This window comes from Enterobacter cloacae complex sp. P38RS (genome assembly GCF_014930775.1).
Taxonomy (GTDB): Bacteria; Pseudomonadota; Gammaproteobacteria; order Enterobacterales; family Enterobacteriaceae; genus Enterobacter; species Enterobacter bugandensis.
Window position 1 is genome coordinate 429,880 of sequence record NZ_JADBRS010000002.1, and the last position, 17,353, is coordinate 447,232.

19 protein-coding genes and 1 pseudogene are annotated in these 17,353 nt (G+C 55.1%); 9 read left to right on the forward strand and 11 right to left on the reverse strand.

The annotated features are described in order from the left end of the window. Positions 1-41: 41 nt before the first annotated feature. On the forward strand, positions 42-1,004 hold the full coding sequence (locus IM303_RS05430; RefSeq protein ID WP_193359689.1) for an FAD:protein FMN transferase: 963 nt from the start codon (positions 42-44) through the stop codon (positions 1,002-1,004). Here IM303_RS05430 and dcuR read toward each other — a convergent pair. Next, positions 985-1,704 carry a two-component system response regulator DcuR gene (gene dcuR, locus IM303_RS05435; protein ID WP_028013719.1) on the reverse strand — a complete coding sequence of 240 codons (720 nt, stop codon included), beginning with the start codon at positions 1,702-1,704 and terminating at the stop codon, positions 985-987. The genes IM303_RS05430 and dcuR overlap by 20 nt on opposite strands. Beyond that, positions 1,701-3,317, reverse strand: coding sequence for a sensor histidine kinase (locus tag IM303_RS05440; RefSeq protein ID WP_069733051.1), 1,617 nt, complete (start codon positions 3,315-3,317; stop codon positions 1,701-1,703). Before IM303_RS05440 ends, dcuR begins: the two co-directional genes overlap by 4 nt. A gap of 165 nt (positions 3,318-3,482) precedes the next feature. Here IM303_RS05440 and IM303_RS05445 point away from each other — a divergent pair, with 165 nt between their 5' ends. Further along, positions 3,483-4,346, forward strand: coding sequence for an N-acetylmuramic acid 6-phosphate etherase (locus IM303_RS05445; RefSeq protein WP_192971742.1), 864 nt, complete (start codon positions 3,483-3,485; stop codon positions 4,344-4,346). A gap of 57 nt (positions 4,347-4,403) precedes the next feature. Here the strand turns inward: IM303_RS05445 and ompC are convergent, their stop codons facing one another. Beyond that, the gene (gene ompC, locus IM303_RS05450; protein WP_047367847.1) at positions 4,404-5,570 is read right to left on the reverse strand and encodes a porin OmpC; all 1,167 of its coding nucleotides are present in this window, start codon (positions 5,568-5,570) and stop codon (positions 4,404-4,406) included. A 285-nt stretch (positions 5,571-5,855) separates the two neighbouring features. On the opposite strand from ompC, the gene IM303_RS05455 reads away from it, so the two are divergent. The 3 genes from IM303_RS05455 (at position 5,856) to IM303_RS05465 (ending at position 8,506) form a co-directional block, all read left to right on the forward strand. Continuing rightward, positions 5,856-6,557, forward strand: a complete 702-nt coding sequence (locus IM303_RS05455; protein WP_049136356.1) for a phosphohydrolase — start codon at positions 5,856-5,858, stop codon at positions 6,555-6,557. Positions 6,558-6,618: 61 nt separating this feature from the next. After that, positions 6,619-8,034: a DNA cytosine methyltransferase gene (locus tag IM303_RS05460; protein ID WP_333488540.1), complete on the forward strand. Its 1,416-nt coding sequence runs from the start codon at positions 6,619-6,621 to the stop codon at positions 8,032-8,034. After that, entirely contained in the window at positions 8,015-8,506 is a 492-nt protein-coding gene (locus IM303_RS05465) for a very short patch repair endonuclease (RefSeq protein ID WP_048959268.1), read from the forward strand. Before IM303_RS05460 ends, IM303_RS05465 begins: the two co-directional genes overlap by 20 nt. Here IM303_RS05465 and yedA read toward each other — a convergent pair. After that, the gene (yedA, locus tag IM303_RS05470; RefSeq protein WP_028013712.1) at positions 8,478-9,392 is read right to left on the reverse strand and encodes a drug/metabolite exporter YedA; all 915 of its coding nucleotides are present in this window, start codon (positions 9,390-9,392) and stop codon (positions 8,478-8,480) included. The genes IM303_RS05465 and yedA overlap by 29 nt on opposite strands. Positions 9,393-9,567: 175 nt before the next feature. Between yedA and IM303_RS05475 the strand changes: the two genes are divergently transcribed. From IM303_RS05475 to dgcQ, 3 genes are all read left to right on the forward strand, one after another. Further along, a complete protein-coding gene (locus IM303_RS05475) occupies positions 9,568-10,482 on the forward strand; it encodes a DUF808 domain-containing protein (RefSeq protein ID WP_169804339.1) in 915 nt (304 codons plus the stop codon). 78 nt (positions 10,483-10,560) lie between these two features. Beyond that, entirely contained in the window at positions 10,561-10,743 is a 183-nt protein-coding gene (locus IM303_RS05480; protein WP_028013710.1) for a YodC family protein, read from the forward strand. Between the two features lie 73 nt (positions 10,744-10,816). Then, positions 10,817-12,517, forward strand: a complete 1,701-nt coding sequence (gene dgcQ, locus IM303_RS05485; protein ID WP_193359691.1) for a cellulose biosynthesis regulator diguanylate cyclase DgcQ — start codon at positions 10,817-10,819, stop codon at positions 12,515-12,517. On the opposite strand, the gene IM303_RS05490 is transcribed toward dgcQ, so the two are convergent. Then, the gene (locus tag IM303_RS05490) at positions 12,502-13,302 is read right to left on the reverse strand and encodes a mannosyl-3-phosphoglycerate phosphatase-related protein (RefSeq protein ID WP_193359692.1); all 801 of its coding nucleotides are present in this window, start codon (positions 13,300-13,302) and stop codon (positions 12,502-12,504) included. The genes dgcQ and IM303_RS05490 overlap by 16 nt on opposite strands. A gap of 300 nt (positions 13,303-13,602) precedes the next feature. Further along, complete coding sequence (gene yodD, locus IM303_RS05495) at positions 13,603-13,830, reverse strand: YodD family peroxide/acid resistance protein (RefSeq protein ID WP_028013707.1); 228 nt, start codon at positions 13,828-13,830, stop codon at positions 13,603-13,605. Between the two features lie 128 nt (positions 13,831-13,958). Here yodD and dsrB point away from each other — a divergent pair, with 128 nt between their 5' ends. Then, positions 13,959-14,147, forward strand: coding sequence for a protein DsrB (dsrB, locus tag IM303_RS05500; protein ID WP_013097741.1), 189 nt, complete (start codon positions 13,959-13,961; stop codon positions 14,145-14,147). A 102-nt stretch (positions 14,148-14,249) separates the two neighbouring features. Here dsrB and rcsA read toward each other — a convergent pair whose 3' ends face one another. The 5 genes and pseudogenes from rcsA to fliO form a co-directional block, all read right to left on the reverse strand. After that, positions 14,250-14,873, reverse strand: a complete 624-nt coding sequence (rcsA, locus tag IM303_RS05505; protein WP_013097740.1) for a transcriptional regulator RcsA — start codon at positions 14,871-14,873, stop codon at positions 14,250-14,252. A gap of 287 nt (positions 14,874-15,160) precedes the next feature. Next, positions 15,161-15,953 (reverse strand): annotated as a pseudogene (gene fliR, locus IM303_RS05510) (flagellar biosynthetic protein FliR); the annotation flags it as partial. Positions 15,954-15,960: 7 nt separating this feature from the next. Continuing rightward, positions 15,961-16,230, reverse strand: a complete 270-nt coding sequence (gene fliQ / locus IM303_RS05515; RefSeq protein WP_008500315.1) for a flagellar biosynthesis protein FliQ — start codon at positions 16,228-16,230, stop codon at positions 15,961-15,963. Positions 16,231-16,239: 9 nt separating this feature from the next. Further along, the gene (gene fliP / locus IM303_RS05520) at positions 16,240-16,977 is read right to left on the reverse strand and encodes a flagellar type III secretion system pore protein FliP (protein ID WP_193359693.1); all 738 of its coding nucleotides are present in this window, start codon (positions 16,975-16,977) and stop codon (positions 16,240-16,242) included. Further along, a complete protein-coding gene (gene fliO, locus IM303_RS05525; protein WP_193359694.1) occupies positions 16,977-17,351 on the reverse strand; it encodes a flagellar biosynthetic protein FliO in 375 nt (124 codons plus the stop codon). The genes fliP and fliO overlap by 1 nt, the downstream gene beginning before the upstream one ends. Positions 17,352-17,353: the final 2 nt, after the last annotated feature.

The window sequence follows — 17,353 nt, forward strand, 5'->3', positions numbered from 1 at the left end:
CGGCGCGGTGCCTGCCGGGGCTACATCAGAGGACACATGCAATGCCTGATAGCCATCGCGTTTACAGCTACTCCGCCGTTCTGATGGGCTCGCCCATTCTCCTGAAGCTCTTCTCCCATGACGAAGCCCTCGCGTCCCGCGTTTTCCGCCTGATCAAACAGTACGAAGATCTCCTCACCGTTAACCGCGCGCATTCCCAGGTGATGGACATCAACCATGCGGCGGGCCAGCATCCGGTTGCCGTTAGTCGTCCGGTGTTTGAACTGATCCGCTGTGCAAAAGCGGCAAGCATGCTAAAAGACAGCGCGTTTAACCTGGCGATCGGCCCGCTGGTGAAGCGCTGGAAGATTGGCTTTCAGGGAGACAGCGTTCCGCCTGCCGATGACATTGCGTCCCTGCTGGCGATAACCCGGCCCGAGGAGGTCATCCTTGATGAGGCGCAGACCAGCGTGTTTCTGACCAGAGCGGGGATGGAGATTGATCTGGGGGCCATCGCCAAAGGCTATATCGCCGACCGGGTGCGGGACTACCTGCGCAAAGAGGGCGCTGAGCTGGGGCTGATCAACCTCGGCGGAAACATCCAGACGTTAGGCTCGCCGGAAGGGGGCTGGTGTGTGGGGCTAAAAAAACCGTTCGCCGGTGACGCGCTGATCGGTGCGATGACGGTGGAGAACCTCTCCGTGGTGACCTCGGGAACGTACGAGCGCTACTTCGAGCAGAACGGCAAGCGCTATCACCATATTCTCGATCCGCGCACCGGGTATCCGCTCGACAACGAGCTGGAGAGCGTCACTATTATTTCAAAAGACTCCATTGACGGCGACATCTGGACCACGCTGATGTACGGCATGGGGGTAGAAAAGGGCTGTGCCGCCCTGCGCGCGCGCCCCGATATTGAAGCTATCTTTGTGACCAAAACAAAAGAAGTGGTCATCTCCTCGATGCACCACTTCCGTTTTACCCTTCTGGACGAGAGCTACCGCGTTATTGGCAGTACTGTTTGAGCAGCCCGATCTGTTCCGGCTGTAAGCGGTAGCGATACACCGGACGCCCGGTGGCGCCGTAGTGAATGCTGGTGAACAGAATGTTGATCTGCGCAAGCCAAATCAGGTACTTACGGCAGGAGACGCGGGAGATATTGACAGCGTTAGCCAGATCGTCGGTGGAAAATTCCGTCTCCGGGTGGCCATCAATCCACTGGCAAATCGTGCGCAGCGTTTGCGGCGTTAACCCCTTCGGCAATTTTTTAGTGTCCGCCAGCTCCGGCGCGCCGCCGTGGATCAGCCTGTCGACGTCCGCCTGCTCGTAATACTGGTGCGAGCCCATCAGGCTGTGCTTTGCCTTCCAGCCGTTCAGCGCCTCTTCAAAGCGCGGGAACTGGAACGGCTTTATCAGATAATCCACCACGCCGTAGTGGATGGAGGTCTGGATCGTGGCGGCATCGGCGGCCGAGGAGATCATAATCACATCAATCGGGCGGCCTGAAGCGCGAATATCGGGCAGCAGATCCAGCCCGTTATCCTGCTGCATGTAGACGTCCAGCAGCACCAGATCGACAGGCTGGCTGGGGTTATTGATAAAGGCCCTGGCCTGATTGAGCGTGGAGGCGACGCCGCAGCAGCTGAAGCCTTCAACACGGTTGACGTACAGACGGTTGAGGTCGGCTACCATGGCGTCATCATCGACAATTAATACATTTATCACGCGATATTCCTCTCGCTATCCCAGGGGATGTGAACAAAAAATTGGGTAAATACGCCAGGCTCAGACTCGACGGTGATATCGCCGCCCAGGTTCTGGATCTGCTGGCGAGCAAGGAACAGCCCAACGCCGCGGTTTTCACCTTTTGTTGAGAACCCTTTAGTAAAAATAGCCTCCAGCTGAGTGGGATCAATGCCGGGGCCGTCGTCGCTGACTTCGCAGCTGAGCCAGCCATTCTGATAATGCAGCAGCAGGCCAATCTCGCCTTCCTGCTGTCCTGCCATCGCGTCGAGCGCGTTTTCGATTAAGTTACCAAGGGCGGTGATCAGCACCGCAACCTGCTCTTCACTGGCGGTATCCGGTATCAGGCTTTCATCCGCCAGCGTCAGGGTGACGCCGGCCTCTTTCGCCCGGTTGATTTTACCCAGCAGGAACCCGGCAACGACCGGGGACTTTACCTTGCTCTGGATCGTGCCAATGTCCGTCTGGTAATTATGCGCCGTCTGGATGATGTACTCCTCCAGCTTGTCGTAACGCTTCATGTGCAGCAGGCCGAGGATCACATGCAGTTTATTCATAAACTCGTGCGTGTGGCTGCGCAGGGCGTCGACGTAGTTGACCATGCCATCGATACGCTGCATCAGCTGGCTGATTTCCGTTTTATCGCGGAAGGTGCTGATAGCCCCGATCACCCGATTCTGGCTTTTGACCGGCACCATGTTGCAGAGCAGCAGTCGTCCGTTGCAGCTGATCTCCTGATCCTGACGCGCAACCCCGGTTTTCGATACCTCACGCAGGCTTGCCAGCAGCGGCTCGCTGGTGTTTTCGGTCTGCTTGCCGGAGGGAAGAAGTAATATCTCTCTGGCTGCGTGGTTAATCATCGTCACGCGGCCGTGAATGTCGACGGCCAGCACCCCTTCGCGAAGCGACTGCAGCATCGCTTGGCGCTGTTCGAACAGGGCGGAGATTTCATAGGGTTCGAGCCCGAAAAGAATGCGTTTCAGGACCCGTACCAGACCCCAAATCGCCATCGAACTCATAAAGATGCTGAACAGAATCGTCCAGAGCGCGTTGAGCCGCCCGCGGGCTATCTGGTCTTCTACCTTTTTGAGGGAGATCCCGACCACGACGACCCCGATCTGATCGTGCTGGCTGTCATAGACCGGCGTGAAAACGCGAAGCGCCTCGGCGAGGGCGCCGCGGTTAACCGAGACATTCTCTTTGCCTTCCAGCGCGGGTTCCAGATCGTTGCCGATAAAATGCAGGCCGATGAGCGCCTCGTTAGGGTGCGAGTAGCGAATCCCCCGCATGTCGGTCACCACGGTAAGCAGCAGATCGTTGCGTTGGGTAACGGCTTTGGCGATGGGCTGAATGATGTCGGCCTGCGGCGACTGCATCAGGCCGCGCTGGATCTCCGGGCTGTCGGCCAGCGTGCGGGCGATGCCCAGAGCGGTATCTTTTACATCATCGCGGGTTGCCCGGGTGATCTGCACGGAATAGAGCGCAAAAACCACCAGCAGCACAGAGGCGATAATCGCGGACACCATCAACGTGACCAGCGTGTACAGTTTCATGGGGCGCTTGCGCGTCAGAGGGAAAGGCTGCAAATCGCTCATCAACACTCCGCGATGATTAGGAAAGGGAGTGATTATCGCTGATGATGGGCTTTTCTTAAAGCCATGTAAAAGCGTCGATTTACTCTTCTTTTCGTGACCCCACTCGCAGGTCATCTATATAAAACACTTTATAGTGTGTGGGTACTCATAATAAGGAGGCTGTTTATGAGCATTACGCTTACCGGTTCAGTCAAGGAAAGACGGCACGCCAGCACGATGAATATAGATAGATTGTCCACGCTGGACATGCTGAAGGTTATCCACGAGGAAGATGCACGCATTTCTGCTGCTATAACCCCCTGCTTAACGACAATCGCCCGCGCGGTGGATAACGCCGCCGCGTCGCTTAACCGCGGTGGCCGTCTGGTGATTGTCGGCGCGGGCCCGTCGGGCTGCATCGCACAACAGGCTGCAGATGAGTATGCGCCGGGTAAAACGCCGGTAATTGCCGTTACGGCTGGCGAGGGGGAAGGGAGCTACGAGCGCGGGGTGGCTGACCTGCAGGCCATTAAATTTGGTGAGCACGATATGATGCTTGCCGTGACCGTCAGCGGAAAAACGCCGTGGGTCTGGGGGGCAATGCGGCATGCGTGGTCGTTGGGAGCGCCGGTTGCGGTCATCACCGGTGATGCACAAAGTGAAGCAGCACAGCTGGCAAGCATGGTAATTGCCCCAGAGCTTGGGGCCGATGTGGTTGCCGGGTATCGCAATACCAGAGCGGGGATCGCGCAAAAAATGATCCTCTCGATGATTACCACCGCGCTGGCCGTTCGCACCGGGCGCGTTTACAGCAACCTGCGCGTGGATCTTGAGGCAAGCAGTACCAAATGGGCCGAACGGCAGATCGCCATTGTGATGGAAGCGGGGGGATGCACCCGGGCGCAGGCAAAGGCCGCGCTGGAGAGCTGTAACCACCACTGTAAAACGGCGGTGTTGATGGTGCTGACCGGTCTGGATGCGTGGAAAGCCCATGAGCTGCTGGTGCAGAATAACGGGTTTATCCGCGTGGCGCTGCAGGAAGCGCCGTAAAATAGTGTCCCTTGAAACAAAAAAGCCCGCAAATGCGGGCTTTGGTATTTTCAGGGATCAGAACTGATAGATCATGCCGATGCCAACAATGTCATCGGTTGCAATACCGTTGTCATTGTAGAAGGCGTCATCTTCGTCCAGCAGGTTGATTTTATAATCAACGTAGGTGGAGAAGTTCTTGTTGAAGTTGTAGGTCATGCCCAGGTCGATGTAGTTAACCAGATCCTGGTCTACATAGTCATAGCCATTGCGTGGGTGATAATCGTTACCGCCCAGATCGATGCCTTTGGAATAGACCCACGCCAGGGATGGACGCAGACCGAAGTCAAACTGGTATTGCGCTACGGCTTCAAAGTTCTGCGTTTTGTTGGCGATGCCGTCGCTGCCGTACGGCGTCATGTTGCGGGTTTCCGCGTACATCATCGCCAGGTAGACGCCTTGAGCATCATATTTTGCGCCAACGGTCCATGCGTCTGCACGGTCACCGCCTGCGTATTTGCTGAAGCGGTTATAGTTGCCCGCACCATAAGCAACCTGATCGTTGGTACGGTCAGATGAAGAATACGCCGCACCCAGCGTCAGACCGAAGTCGAAGTCATAGGTGGTAGACATACCGAAGCCGTCGCCGTTCTGGAAGCGTACGTCGTCGTGACCGTTTTTGGTGCCTTCCTGATCTTCGTTAGCGTTTGCGCCTTCGTTAGCACCCTGATACTGCAGCGCGAAGTTCAGGCCATCAACCAGCCCGAAGAAATCATTATTACGGTAGGTCGCAACACCGTTGGTACGGCCAACCATATAGTTGTCAGTCCAGGTGTAGGAATCGCCACCAAATACCGGCAGCATATCGGTCCAGGCTTCAACGTCATACACGACGCCGTAATTACGGCCATAATCAAATGAACCGTATTCGCCATATTTCAGGCCCGCATAGGCCAGACGGTTGAAAGAGGTATCCCCGGCGTCTTCGGTATCATTTGCGTAGGTTTTATATTCCCACTGACCGTAACCGACCAGATCGCGGGTAATCTGTGTTTCGCCTTTGAAACCAATCTGCACGTAGGTTTCGTCGCCGTCGTCGCCCGCGTTGTCGGAGAAGGTATGACGCGCGTCAACCTTGCCGTACAGGTCAACTTTATTGCCGTCTTTGTTATACATTTCAGCCGCGTTTGCCGCGCCAGCCATTAATAATGCGGGTACAAGAATTGCCAGAACTTTTCTTTTCATTATATATTCCCTTTAAAGATAATTTATATGAATATATGTAATCACCCTCCGTAATTACGTGTCTGATACTATTCTATGGCTCGTGAATTTGGTTCAAAAATAAATGTAATTAAACCAGTGAAAATATTACAAAATATTTCCAAAAATCTCTTTATTTTTCAAATGAATTAATCGCTTGAAAGTATTGCGGGTAATTATTATTAAGTATTTCGGGGTTCTATTTTTTAATTTATTTTATTTAGCTATATTATAATTCAGTGCCCATTTTCGTAACAGGAAAGGATGATGGAACTCATACAGTGGCAGCAGCGCTTTGAATCCTGGCTTGATGAACATCACGCGACCGATGACACCGCGCACGATATTTCACACTTCCGTCGCGTCTGGCTGACGGCGCAGAAAATCATGGTTCATCACCACGTCGACCCGCTGACGATCCTGACCGCCTGCTATTTTCACGACATCGTTAGCCTGCCGAAAAATCATCCTGAACGCAGCCAGTCGTCGCGTCTGGCTGCGCGCAAAACGCGGGACATTCTGCACCGCGATTTCCCTGACTTCCCGTCCGATCGCTATGCCGCCGTGGAGCACGCCATCGAGGCGCACAGTTTTAGCGCCGGCCTGACGCCGTCCACGATTGAGGCCAAAATTGTGCAGGATGCAGATCGTCTGGAGGCGCTGGGGGCGATTGGCCTGGCGCGCGTGTTTGCCGTGTCAGGTGCGCTGGGCGTACCGCTTTTTAACGCGGACGATCCGTTTGCCGACGCGCGCCCGCTTGATGACCGGGCGTTTGCGCTCGATCATTTTCAGACCAAGCTGCTGCGCTTGCCTGATACAATGCAAACCGACGTCGGGCGCGAGCTCGCGCAGCACAACGCCGATTTTCTGATTCAGTTTATGGCGAAACTCAGTGCCGAATTACAGGGCGACTGCATCGGGCTGGATAGCCAGATTCAACACCGCTTCCGTCGCAGTTTGCGAAAGTGAACTGTGGTAATCTGTTTCCAGTCTTTATTGCCCGGTTAAAAGAATGCAGGAAAATCGATCAGTGACAGAGCCCGCGCCTGAGCAGGCTGAGAAGTCAACGGCAACGGTGCAGGCATTACTGCGCCAGCTGCTGGATATTTATGACGCTAAAACGCTGGCAAACCAGCTGGTGGCGCACGGCGAGAGCCACTGGAGCCCGGCCATCCTTAAGCGACTGCTGACCAGCGATCGGGCAGGGCGCCGCCTGAGCGAAAGCGAGTTTCGTTATCTGCAAGACCTGCTTCCGCGGCCGTCTGCCGCGCACCCGAACTATGCCTTCCGCTTTATCGATCTGTTTGCCGGCATCGGTGGCATCCGGCACGGCTTTGAAGCTATCGGCGGTCAGTGCGTGTTTACCAGCGAGTGGAACAAACATGCGGTACGCACCTATAAAGCGAACTGGTACTGCGATCCGCATGAACATCATTTCAACGCCGATATCCGCGACGTTACCCTGAGCCATAAAAGCGGCGTCACGGATGAACAAGCCGCCGAGCACATTCGCCAGACGATTCCGGCGCATGACGTGCTGCTGGCGGGCTTCCCGTGCCAGCCTTTCTCGCTGGCCGGCGTCTCCAAAAAGAATGCCCTCGGGCGTGCCCACGGTTTTGCCTGCGATACGCAGGGAACGCTGTTTTTCGATGTGGCCCGAATCATTGACGCCTGTCGCCCGGCCATATTCGTGCTGGAAAACGTCAAGAACTTAAAGAGCCACGACGGTGGAAAGACCTTCCGCATTATCATGCAAACGCTGGACGAACTGGGCTATGACGTGGCTGATTCCGGGGACATGGGCGCGGATGACCCGAAAATTATCGACGGGAAACACTTCCTGCCCCAGCATCGCGAACGCATTGTGCTCGTCGGTTTCCGCCGCGATCTCAATCTTAAGGGGGATTTCACCCTGCGGGATATTCCCTCCTTATACCCCGAGCGTCGTCCAACCATTGCCGACCTGCTGGAGCCGGTGGTCGACGCGAAATTTATCCTTACCCCGATCCTGTGGAAATACCTCTACCGCTATGCCAAAAAGCATCAGGCCAAAGGCAACGGATTTGGGTTTGGCATGGTGAACCCAAACGATCCGCACAGCGTGACCCGCACGCTGTCCGCTCGCTACTACAAAGACGGCGCGGAAATCCTGATCGACAGAGGCTGGGATAAAGCGCTGGGCGAGAAAGATTTCGACGATCCGCAAAACCAGCGTCACCGTCCGCGGCGCCTCACGCCGCGAGAGTGCGCCCGGCTGATGGGCTTTGAAACGCCACAGGGCTACCGCTTCCGCATTCCTGTTTCGGACACCCAGGCTTACCGTCAGTTTGGTAACTCGGTGGTGGTGCCCGCGTTCGCGGCGGTGGCAAAACTGCTGGCCCCGCGCATCAGACAGGCGGTGGCGCTCCGCCTGGGTGAGGCCGTCAATGACGGACGTTCACGATAAGGCCACGCGGAGCAAAAACATGCGTGCCATCGGCACGCGTGACACCGCGATTGAAAAGCGTCTGGCCGGGCTTCTGACGCAGGCGGGCTTCGACTTTCGCGTGCAGGATCCCGCACTTGCGGGTCGCCCGGATTTCGTCATTGACGCGTATCGGTGCATTATCTTCACCCACGGCTGTTTCTGGCATCATCACGACTGCTACCTGTTTAAAGTCCCGGCGACGCGCACCGATTTCTGGCTGGAAAAGATTGGCAAGAACGTTGAGCGAGATGCGCGGGATCTCGCCACGCTTGTCGCGCAGGGCTGGAGAGTGCTGATCGTCTGGGAATGTGCGCTGAAAGGGCGGTTAAAGCTGAACGATGCCGATCTGAGCGAACGGCTGGAAGAGTGGATCTGCGGCGGCGGCCAGGCCGCGCAGATCGACACCCAGGGGATCCACGCGCTTACGGTTTCTCCACCTCGCAAGGCGTAACCACGGGCTTTGCCGGCAGCAAATATTTGCCTAAGGTCACCAGCACGACGGCAAAAACAATCACCCCTAAAGCTAACCACTCAACCGGAGAGAGCGTTTCACCGCCAAGCCCGGTGCCAAGCAGCACGGCCACGACCGGGTTGACGTAGGCATAGCTGGTGGCGACCGCCGGCGAGACGTTACGGATCAGGAACATATAGGCGTTGATGGCGATGATTGAGCCAAACAGCGCCAGATAGCCTACCGCCAGGAAGCCCGACAACGGCGGCAGGGTCGTCAGCTCCTCTCCCGTAAGGGCTGAGGCTAGCAGCAGCACGATCCCAGCCGCAAGCATCTCTATTGCCCCCGCCATCATGCCGGTCGGCAGTTCGATACGCGAACCGTATACGGAACCAAACGCCCAGCTCATCGAGCCGATAAGGATAATCACTGCGCCCCACGGATTCCCGCTCAGGTTACCGCCGCTGTTAAGCAGAATGATGCCGGCAAGGCCGATGCCAATCCCCAGCCACTCCAGCTTGCGGGTGCGGATGCCGAAAAGACGGCTGAAGCAGAGGGTAAACAGCGGTACGGTGGCAACGACCACGGCGGCGATCCCAGACGGTACGTTCTGGTGCTCGGCAATGGTCACAAAGCCATTCCCGACCGCCAGCAGCAGCAGGCCAATCAGGGCGGCGTTCAGCATTGGGCGAAGCGGTGGAAGCTTATGTCCGCGCAGCAGCAGGAAGGCCAGCAGCAGCACACCCGCCGAGAGGAAGCGAATGCCCGCCATCATCAGCGGCGGCCAGCTTTCCACGCCGATGCGAATGACAAAATAGGTTGAACCCCAGATGATATACAGCGAAAAAAGTGCCCCGATAAGCGGAAGCAGTTGCCGGAAACGCATAATCCCTCACGACGAAATAAAAAGGTCGCTGATAGTAAACGCGAAAACTATCGCGCTGGCGAGCCCTTTAATTGTGTAGTTGATGTGAATTTTTTGTTGACGAAAGCTGCCTGTTTCCGCGATTGCGCTTTTGCTCCATACTATTCACTTAATTACCAAAAAAAGAAGGATCACCATTTTGGCAGGAAGTAGCTTATTAACATTGCTGGATGATATTGCCACCTTACTGGATGATATTTCCGTGATGGGGAAACTGGCGGCGAAGAAAACCGCAGGGGTGCTGGGGGACGATCTCTCGCTTAACGCCCAACAGGTGAGCGGGGTACGGGCTAACCGTGAGCTGCCTGTGGTGTGGGGTGTGGCAAAAGGCTCGTTTCTGAACAAAGTGATCCTGGTGCCGCTGGCGCTGCTGATCAGCGCATTCATCCCCTGGGCCATCACGCCGCTGCTGATGATTGGCGGGGCATTCTTGTGCTTCGAAGGCGTGGAGAAGGTCCTGCACTCTTTGAGCTCTCGCAAGCAGAAGGATACCCCGGAGGCGCGCCAGCAGCGCCTTGAAGCGCTTGCCGCGCAGGATCCGAAAGTTTTCGAGCGCGATAAAATCAAAGGCGCCATTCGCACCGACTTTATTCTGTCGGCTGAAATTGTCGCCATTACGCTGGGCATTGTCTCCGATGCGCCGCTGCTGAATCAGGTGTTGATCCTCTCCGGGATCGCCATTCTGGTCACGGTGGGCGTTTACGGCCTGGTCGGGCTGATCGTGAAGCTGGATGATATCGGTTACTGGCTGGAGGAGAAATCCAGCGCGGTGGCTAAAGGCATCGGCAAAGGCTTACTGACGCTGGCGCCGTGGCTGATGAAGAGCTTGTCCGTGGTGGGGACCCTGGCGATGTTCCTCGTGGGCGGCGGCATTGTGGTCCACGGCATTGCGCCGCTGCACCATGCCATCGAACATTTCGCCTCGGCGCAGGGGAGTGTGGTGGCAGCGATTCTGCCCACGCTGCTTAATCTGGTGCTGGGCTTTATCGTTGGCGCTATCGTGGTGGCGGCGGTGAAACTGATCGAAAAAATGCGCGGTACGGCGCACTAATTGTTACCCGTCGCAGGGTGCAAAAAGACCATTCCTCGTCTAAATTGAAACAGTTTCACCCTGATACAGGAGGCAGGTATGGTCTTTTTGGTCAGTGATGAAGTTAAGCCTAAGAAGGGCGGCCCGCGCATGATTGTCACCGGGTATTCCAGCGGAATGGTGGAATGTCGGTGGCATGATGGCTACAGCATTAAGCAGGAAGCCTTTCGTGAAGATGAGCTTCAGCCGGGTGACGGCCAGCGCAAGCACGATCAGGCTTAATCACATAACGCCCGGCTTTGCCGGGCGTTTTTAACTGAAGTACCGGGTGTAAGGCAGTAATCAGGGAGTGTGTGTGCAGCGCGATACCTTTGTTGTAAGACGATCTTTTCTGCAATGGCTGCATAAGCGTAGCAATCCGGGTTTGATTGTTAACCTCTGTTTTATCACTGTTCTGGTATTTTCAACCCTCCTGACCTGGCGTGAAGTGGTGGTCCTCGAAGAGGCGTATATCTCCAGCCAGCGCAACCACCTGGAAACCGTGGCCAGCTCGCTGGACAGACAGCTGCAGTACAGCGTGGATAAAATGCTGTTATTTCGCCAGAGCATGCGCGATGCGCTACAGACGCCGCTGGCCTTCAATGTTTTGCACGATGCAGTATCGCACTTTAACGCATTACGCATGCGTCCCACCTGGCAGCTCCTCGTTGACAAAAATCGCACACTTCCGATTAACGGCGTCTCGGATGCGTTTGTTGAAAAAACGTCGATTCTGAACCGGGACGCTGAACGCATCAGCAATGAAATTTCAGCCGCGCTTGAGGTGGGTTATCTGCTCAGGCTGGCGACGTCGAGCAGGCATAGTGAATCTCGGGTGATCTACGTTTCACGCGCCGGGTTTTATCTTTCGACGGACACGCTAACAGAGGCGAGCGATATTATCCCCCGCTATTATCACCTGGTCACGCAGTCCTGGTTTACCCAGCAGTCGGAACGTAACAATCGCTCCCGCGCGGTGCGCTGGTTTATCTCCACGCCGTCATCCTGGACCGGTGACGAGCGAACGATCACTGCCAGCGTCCCCATCTATTTCAATCGCTACTGGTATGGCGTGGTGGCGATGGATTTTTCGCTGAATACGATGCAACGCCTGCTGGCAGAGGCGACGGACGACCGTACGGAGGGGGAGTATCAGCTGTACGACTCCCGGCTCAATATGATTGCCTCCTCTGAAAAGACAGATAAACAGGTGAACCATTTCGATGAACGCGAACTCGCGCAGATAGCGCAGGCGATCGAGCACGATACTGGTGGTGGCATCCGCCTCGGCAGCCGTTTCATTAGCTGGCAGCGGCTCGATCATTTTGATGGCCTGGTTTTGCGTGTCCATACTCTGCAGGAAGGGGTACAGGGCGACTTCGGCAGCATCAGTATCGTACTGGCATTACTGTGGGCGCTCTTTACCGCGATGCTGCTGATTTCGTGGCTGGTGATCCGCCGGATGGTCAGCAATATGTATACGCTGCAGCACTCGCTCAAGTGGCAGGCCTGGCACGACCCGCTAACCCGCCTGAATAATCGCGGCGCGCTGTTCGAACGCGCGAAACTGCTGGCGAAGAAGTGTCATCAACAGTCGTTGCCGTTCTCGGTCATTCAGTTAGACCTCGACCATTTTAAAAGCGTCAACGATCGATTCGGTCACCAGGCCGGTGATAAGGTGCTTTCCCACTCGGCAGGGCTAATTTCCAGCGCATTGCGTAAAAACGACGTGGCAGGACGCGTGGGCGGGGAAGAATTTTGTATCGTCCTGCCGGGGCTCGGTCTTGAGGAGGCGAGAGGCGTCGCGGAGCGTATTCGCTGCCGAATCAACAGCAAGGAGATTCTGGTGAAGAAGAATACGACCCTGCGCATCAGCGCGTCACTCGGCGTCAGCAGCGCCCGGGAAAACGAAAATTACGATTTCGAACAGCTGCAGTCCGTGGCGGATGCCCGGTTATATAAAGCTAAACAGGACGGACGTAACCGGGTTGTCTGGCACGATCATGACAAAAAGTGATCCAGCCCCTCCTGCCAGCCGAGCGGTCCCGCCTGCCGGGTGTGATAAACCCGGCGAGGGTTATCGTCCCGTAACGTAATACCCTGCCGGTTTATCCCCTTAATCACCACCGCGAAGTCCACGCTGTCCAGCAGCGGCGCGTCGTTCGGCCCATCGCCGAGCCCCAGGGTCGTGGGTTCAATATTTTCCCGTTCACGGTACTGCGCGATTAGCCAGTTAGCCGCAACGTCCTTACCGCAGCCGGCATCGAGAATATGCCAGAAACGGGCACCCTGCAGGCATTTCAGCCCGCGTTGCGCCAGCGCCGCTTCAAACCGGGCCATGGCTTCGTCGGAATCACGCCAGATGAGCGTGACGGAGGCGTCATGCTTGCGGGCAAGCGCCGCCCGGTAGCGGGTCACCCCCGTCCATTCGCTAATGACGCGGTCGTCCACGTCGTCAAAGGTGGTGAATTTGAAGCCCGCCTGCTGGCGGATTTGCTCAATAAGCGGACGAATCTTCCGGTGCGTCATACCGTTGATGTGGCGCTGACCCATTTCCCAGCGCACGTCAGGCTGAATCACCGCGCCGTTCTCAGCGATAAACGGTAACCCTTCCAGACCCAGATCCTGCTGAATATCCAGCATCTCTGCCGCGCTCTTGCTGCTGCAAAGAATCACCGGCACCTGGTTGTCCTGCAGTTTATCCAGCCACGGCATTGCGGGCTGCCACTCATAGGTATGAATATCCAGCAGCGACCCATCCAGATCGGAAAAAATCAGCAGGGGACCCCGGAGTGAAAGCATAGTAACTCCCGAAAACGAATGAGCCTTAATCTAAGAATATTCCTAAAAAATATCTGGGCTTAAACCGGATTGAGGAGAACCGATCCAGCCAAACCCGCATTCGGCGCATGTTGTTGCTCATAACCAAAACGATTATGTTAAAAATATTATATTCATCGTAAGAATATATGCTTGTCATGCAAAATCGTTGGGGATAGTGTTGTTTGTACATCAGATTTCCTGGTGTAACGAATTTTCAAGTGCTTCTTGCATAAGCAAGTTTTGATCCCGGCCATCCCCATGACCGGGATTTTTTTCGTGCTAACGATTTGCTTCAGACACGCTAAAGTCATGAATATCCAGCTCGAAGGCCTCCGCCAGCTCGCGGTAGGTGTGATAATCCCTCCCGTTAACAATGACGTGGTCCGAACCATCGTTCGTGCGGCGGACTTCTGACTCACTGATCTCATTGATGGCGGCCAGCAGGGCATCGACATCCACCTCGACCTCGCGTTTGATGGTGTCGCTGTACTCTTTATCGGTCTTCATTACGGGGCTCCTCATTAAACCGTGTCCACGGTAAGTATAGACTGTGTATAAAAACGCCATTCACGCCGTGCGGCGATGTGTGTTTTTGCGTTTTGTTCTACACTGGCTCAAAACCAGAGGAGGAATGTATGAAGGTCAACGATCGGGTAACCGTTAAAACGGACGGTGGGCCGCGCCGCCCGGGGGTGGTGCTGGCAATTGAAGAGTTTAGTGAAGGCACAATGTACCTGGTCTCACTGGAAGACTACCCGCTCGGCATCTGGTTTTTTAACGAACTGGGGCATCCGGACGGCATTTTTGTTGAGAAAGCGGAGTAGTACGGCGTCGGGTGGCATTGCGCGTGCCCGACCACGTCCGCAAAAGCAAAAATCTCTGGCCAGGCCAGAGATCAAAGGTAGGGTGCAAAGGGGTTTAAGCCACTAACGCATGTTGACGAAAATCCCGTTCGTCACATTATCGGTCAGACGTACCACGTGATAGATCACTTGCTTATTATGCGTTTTAATTTTCCTTTTAATATTTCCTTTGTGTGACGAAACGGTTTTCGCTTTAATATTCATCTGGTCGGAGATCTGAATAGTTCCTTGTCCAGCCATCCACATTCGCAGCATACTTGATTCAGTCCTGCTTAATGAAAGGGTGGGTAAGTTAACCGCTCCTACATTTTTAACTTCTTTATTCAAATAATCACCCAGAATGTCATCCAGCGACTCGGGTTTAATCGACTTAGAACTGATCAATAAATTTTTACGGACCAACAAATACTCATCGAAATGGATATTCGCGATCGCCATAAAAACAATAAACAGGGTTTTTGGATGCTGATTAATGATTTGCTTAATGTGCTGACTGTTGGCTGGATCGTGAATGAAACAGTCCTCATTAATAAACACCACGCCTGGTTTGAGTTCGTCACAAGCGGCTGCGAGTTCTTCAACGGTGTGTGCATCGTTGATGTCTCTCTTTCTTACCCCTCTGCTTGCCAGGTACCCGGTTAACCCTAGCCGGGTGTAGCTGCATAAATCCATAATGATCGTTGACATGGCATACCCTCACTCAATGCGTAACGATAATTCACCATCTGCCTGAGAGCTCAAAACAGCCATACGGGATGGAAAAAAATAATAAACCTGTGAGCATGACAAAGACTTTCAGGCGGACTCACTATCCCGTAAAGTTACGTATAATTTGCCAGGAATCTTCTTAAAGTAAAGTAAATATTAAGTATTGTGAGGTGGTTAGAAACATTTAAACCGCGTCAGATATATCCTGGAAGATGTTTTTCGCGTTTTATTTTAGGAATATCCTCAGAAAGACAATAGCGATCGTGAGGACTATTATTTACGTGGCAATTCGCTGACAATATCCGCTAACAGATTGAATATCTCGCCGAATAAATGTTCACAGAAGGGGGCGATAAGGGGCATCAGTAATGACATTAATAAAATTCCGACCGTCAACGTTAGCGGAAAACCAATCACAAACACCGAGAGCTGCGGTGCCATTCTGTTCAGCAAGCCTAATGCCAGGTTGACGGTGAGCAGCAGGGTGATGATCGGCAGAGCCAGCATCAGACCGTTGAGGAAGATCAGCCCCGCCGCGCGGGTCAGCGCGAGGAAGGCATTGCTGTTGACCGGGTTATCACCGATCGGCAGCGTATGGAAAGTATCCACCAGCATGGAGATGAGCCACAGATGACCGTTGAGCGACAAAAACAGCAGCATGGCGAGCAGATCGATGATGCGCGCCAGCACCGGCATGTTGAGATGGCTGCCGGGATCGACAAACGTGGCGAACGATAGCCCCATCTGCAGGCCAATCAACTCACCTGCCGTGCGCACGGCGGCGAAGGCGAGCTGCATGGTAAAGCCCACGGCGACGCCAATCATCACCTGCTGTAAAGCGACCCATATTGCGTTAGCCGAGAAGATGGGAATATCCACCGGTGGCAGGGAAGGGGCGACGATAATGGTGATGATAATGCCCAGCCCCACCTTAACGCGCTTGGGTATCGATTTCTCGCTGAGAATGGGGGCGGTGGAGATCAGCGCCAGAATGCGCAGCATCGGCCAGAAATAGACGCCGAGCCACTGAACCCACTGGTCGCTGGTGAAGTGCAGCATCGTCAGGTCAGCCGATGATGTACGGCAGATTGGTGAACAGGTTGCGCATATAGTCCAGCAGCAGGTTCAGCATCCACGGCCCGGCCACGATAATCGCCACGAACACCGCGATGATTTTCGGGATGAACGACAGCGTCATTTCGTTAATCTGCGTGGCGGCCTGAAGAATACTGATAATCAGGCCGGTAACCAGCGCGACAAGCAGCAGCGGCGCGGCAACGGCAATGGCGATTTTCATCGCTTCCGTGCCCATCATCATGACCGATTCGGGTGTCATTGCCGTTCCTTAACTGTAAAAACTTTGCGCCAGCGAGCTGACCAGCAGCTGCCAGCCGTCGACCAGCACAAAAAGCATGATCTTAAAGGGCAGGGCAATGGTGGCGGGCGGCACCATCATCATCCCGAGCGCCATCAGGACGCTGGCGATCACCAGGTCGATAATCAGGAACGGGATAAAGATAGTAAAGCCAATCTGGAACGCGGTTTTCAGCTCGCTGGTGACATAGGCCGGCAGCAGAATGCGCATCGGTACCGCTTCCGGCCCCTGCAGCTCGCCGGTGTTGGACAGGCGGGCGAAGAGGGCCAGATCCGCCTCGCGCGTCTGGCGCATCATAAATTCCCGCAGCGGCTGCGCGCCTTTTTCCAGCGCCTCCTGCATCGAAATTTTATCTTCGTTGAACGGCTGGTAGGCGTCGGTATAAATCTTATCGATCACCGGCGACATGATGAAAAAGGTCAAAAACAGCGCCAGCCCGAGCAGAACCTGGTTTGGCGGCGCCGAAGGGGTGCCCAGCGCGTTTCGCAGCAGACCAAAAACGATGATGATGCGGGTAAAGCTGGTCATCATCAGCAGAATGGCCGGAATAAAGGTCAGCGAGGTGATGAACACCAGCGTCTGAACCGGGAGCGACCAGCTCTGGCCGCCACCCGCAATCGGCGTGGAGATCAGACCGGGCAGCTGTGCATAAACCGCAGGAGCAAACAGGCCAACGCCCGCAAGCGTCAGGGATAACAAACGGCGCATCAGGTTCTCCCGGAACGCTTAAGCAAACTCTTCATGACGGACTGAAAATCCGCAGGGGCTTGTGCGCGCTCCTCCACCGTGACCGGGGCGGGCGGCAGTTTATGTAATACGTTGATGTTTGAGCCGGTTACGCCCAGAACCAGACGCGCATCTTCCACATCGACGATGACCACGCGTTCGCGCGGCCCAAGCGTCGTGCTGGCGCTGACCTTCAGGCCGCGGGTGCCGGCAGTTTTACCCGCCAGGCCAAAACGCTTTGCCAGCCAGGCGGCGATAAGAATAAAGGCAATAATACCGAACAGCGCCCCGCTCACCTGGAGCAGCGGGGAGCCGGGAACGGCGGAAGGCTGTGATATTGTTGCCTGGGTTTTCATGC

Coding starts and splice junctions, on each gene's coding strand:
- IM303_RS05430 (WP_193359689.1), top strand. CDS start 42: ATGCCTGATAGCCATCGCGTTTACAGCTACTCCGCCGTTCTGATGGGC.
- IM303_RS05440 (WP_069733051.1), bottom strand. CDS start 3,317: ATGAGCGATTTGCAGCCTTTCCCTCTGACGCGCAAGCGCCCCATGAAA.
- IM303_RS05445 (WP_192971742.1), top strand. CDS start 3,483: ATGAGCATTACGCTTACCGGTTCAGTCAAGGAAAGACGGCACGCCAGC.
- ompC (WP_047367847.1), bottom strand. CDS start 5,570: ATGAAAAGAAAAGTTCTGGCAATTCTTGTACCCGCATTATTAATGGCT.
- IM303_RS05455 (WP_049136356.1), top strand. CDS start 5,856: ATGGAACTCATACAGTGGCAGCAGCGCTTTGAATCCTGGCTTGATGAA.
- IM303_RS05465 (WP_048959268.1), top strand. CDS start 8,015: ATGACGGACGTTCACGATAAGGCCACGCGGAGCAAAAACATGCGTGCC.
- yedA (WP_028013712.1), bottom strand. CDS start 9,392: ATGCGTTTCCGGCAACTGCTTCCGCTTATCGGGGCACTTTTTTCGCTG.
- IM303_RS05480 (WP_028013710.1), top strand. CDS start 10,561: ATGGTCTTTTTGGTCAGTGATGAAGTTAAGCCTAAGAAGGGCGGCCCG.
- IM303_RS05490 (WP_193359692.1), bottom strand. CDS start 13,302: ATGCTTTCACTCCGGGGTCCCCTGCTGATTTTTTCCGATCTGGATGGG.
- yodD (WP_028013707.1), bottom strand. CDS start 13,830: ATGAAGACCGATAAAGAGTACAGCGACACCATCAAACGCGAGGTCGAG.
- dsrB (WP_013097741.1), top strand. CDS start 13,959: ATGAAGGTCAACGATCGGGTAACCGTTAAAACGGACGGTGGGCCGCGC.
- rcsA (WP_013097740.1), bottom strand. CDS start 14,873: ATGTCAACGATCATTATGGATTTATGCAGCTACACCCGGCTAGGGTTA.
- fliQ (WP_008500315.1), bottom strand. CDS start 16,230: ATGACACCCGAATCGGTCATGATGATGGGCACGGAAGCGATGAAAATC.
- fliP (WP_193359693.1), bottom strand. CDS start 16,977: ATGCGCCGTTTGTTATCCCTGACGCTTGCGGGCGTTGGCCTGTTTGCT.
- fliO (WP_193359694.1), bottom strand. CDS start 17,351: ATGAAAACCCAGGCAACAATATCACAGCCTTCCGCCGTTCCCGGCTCC.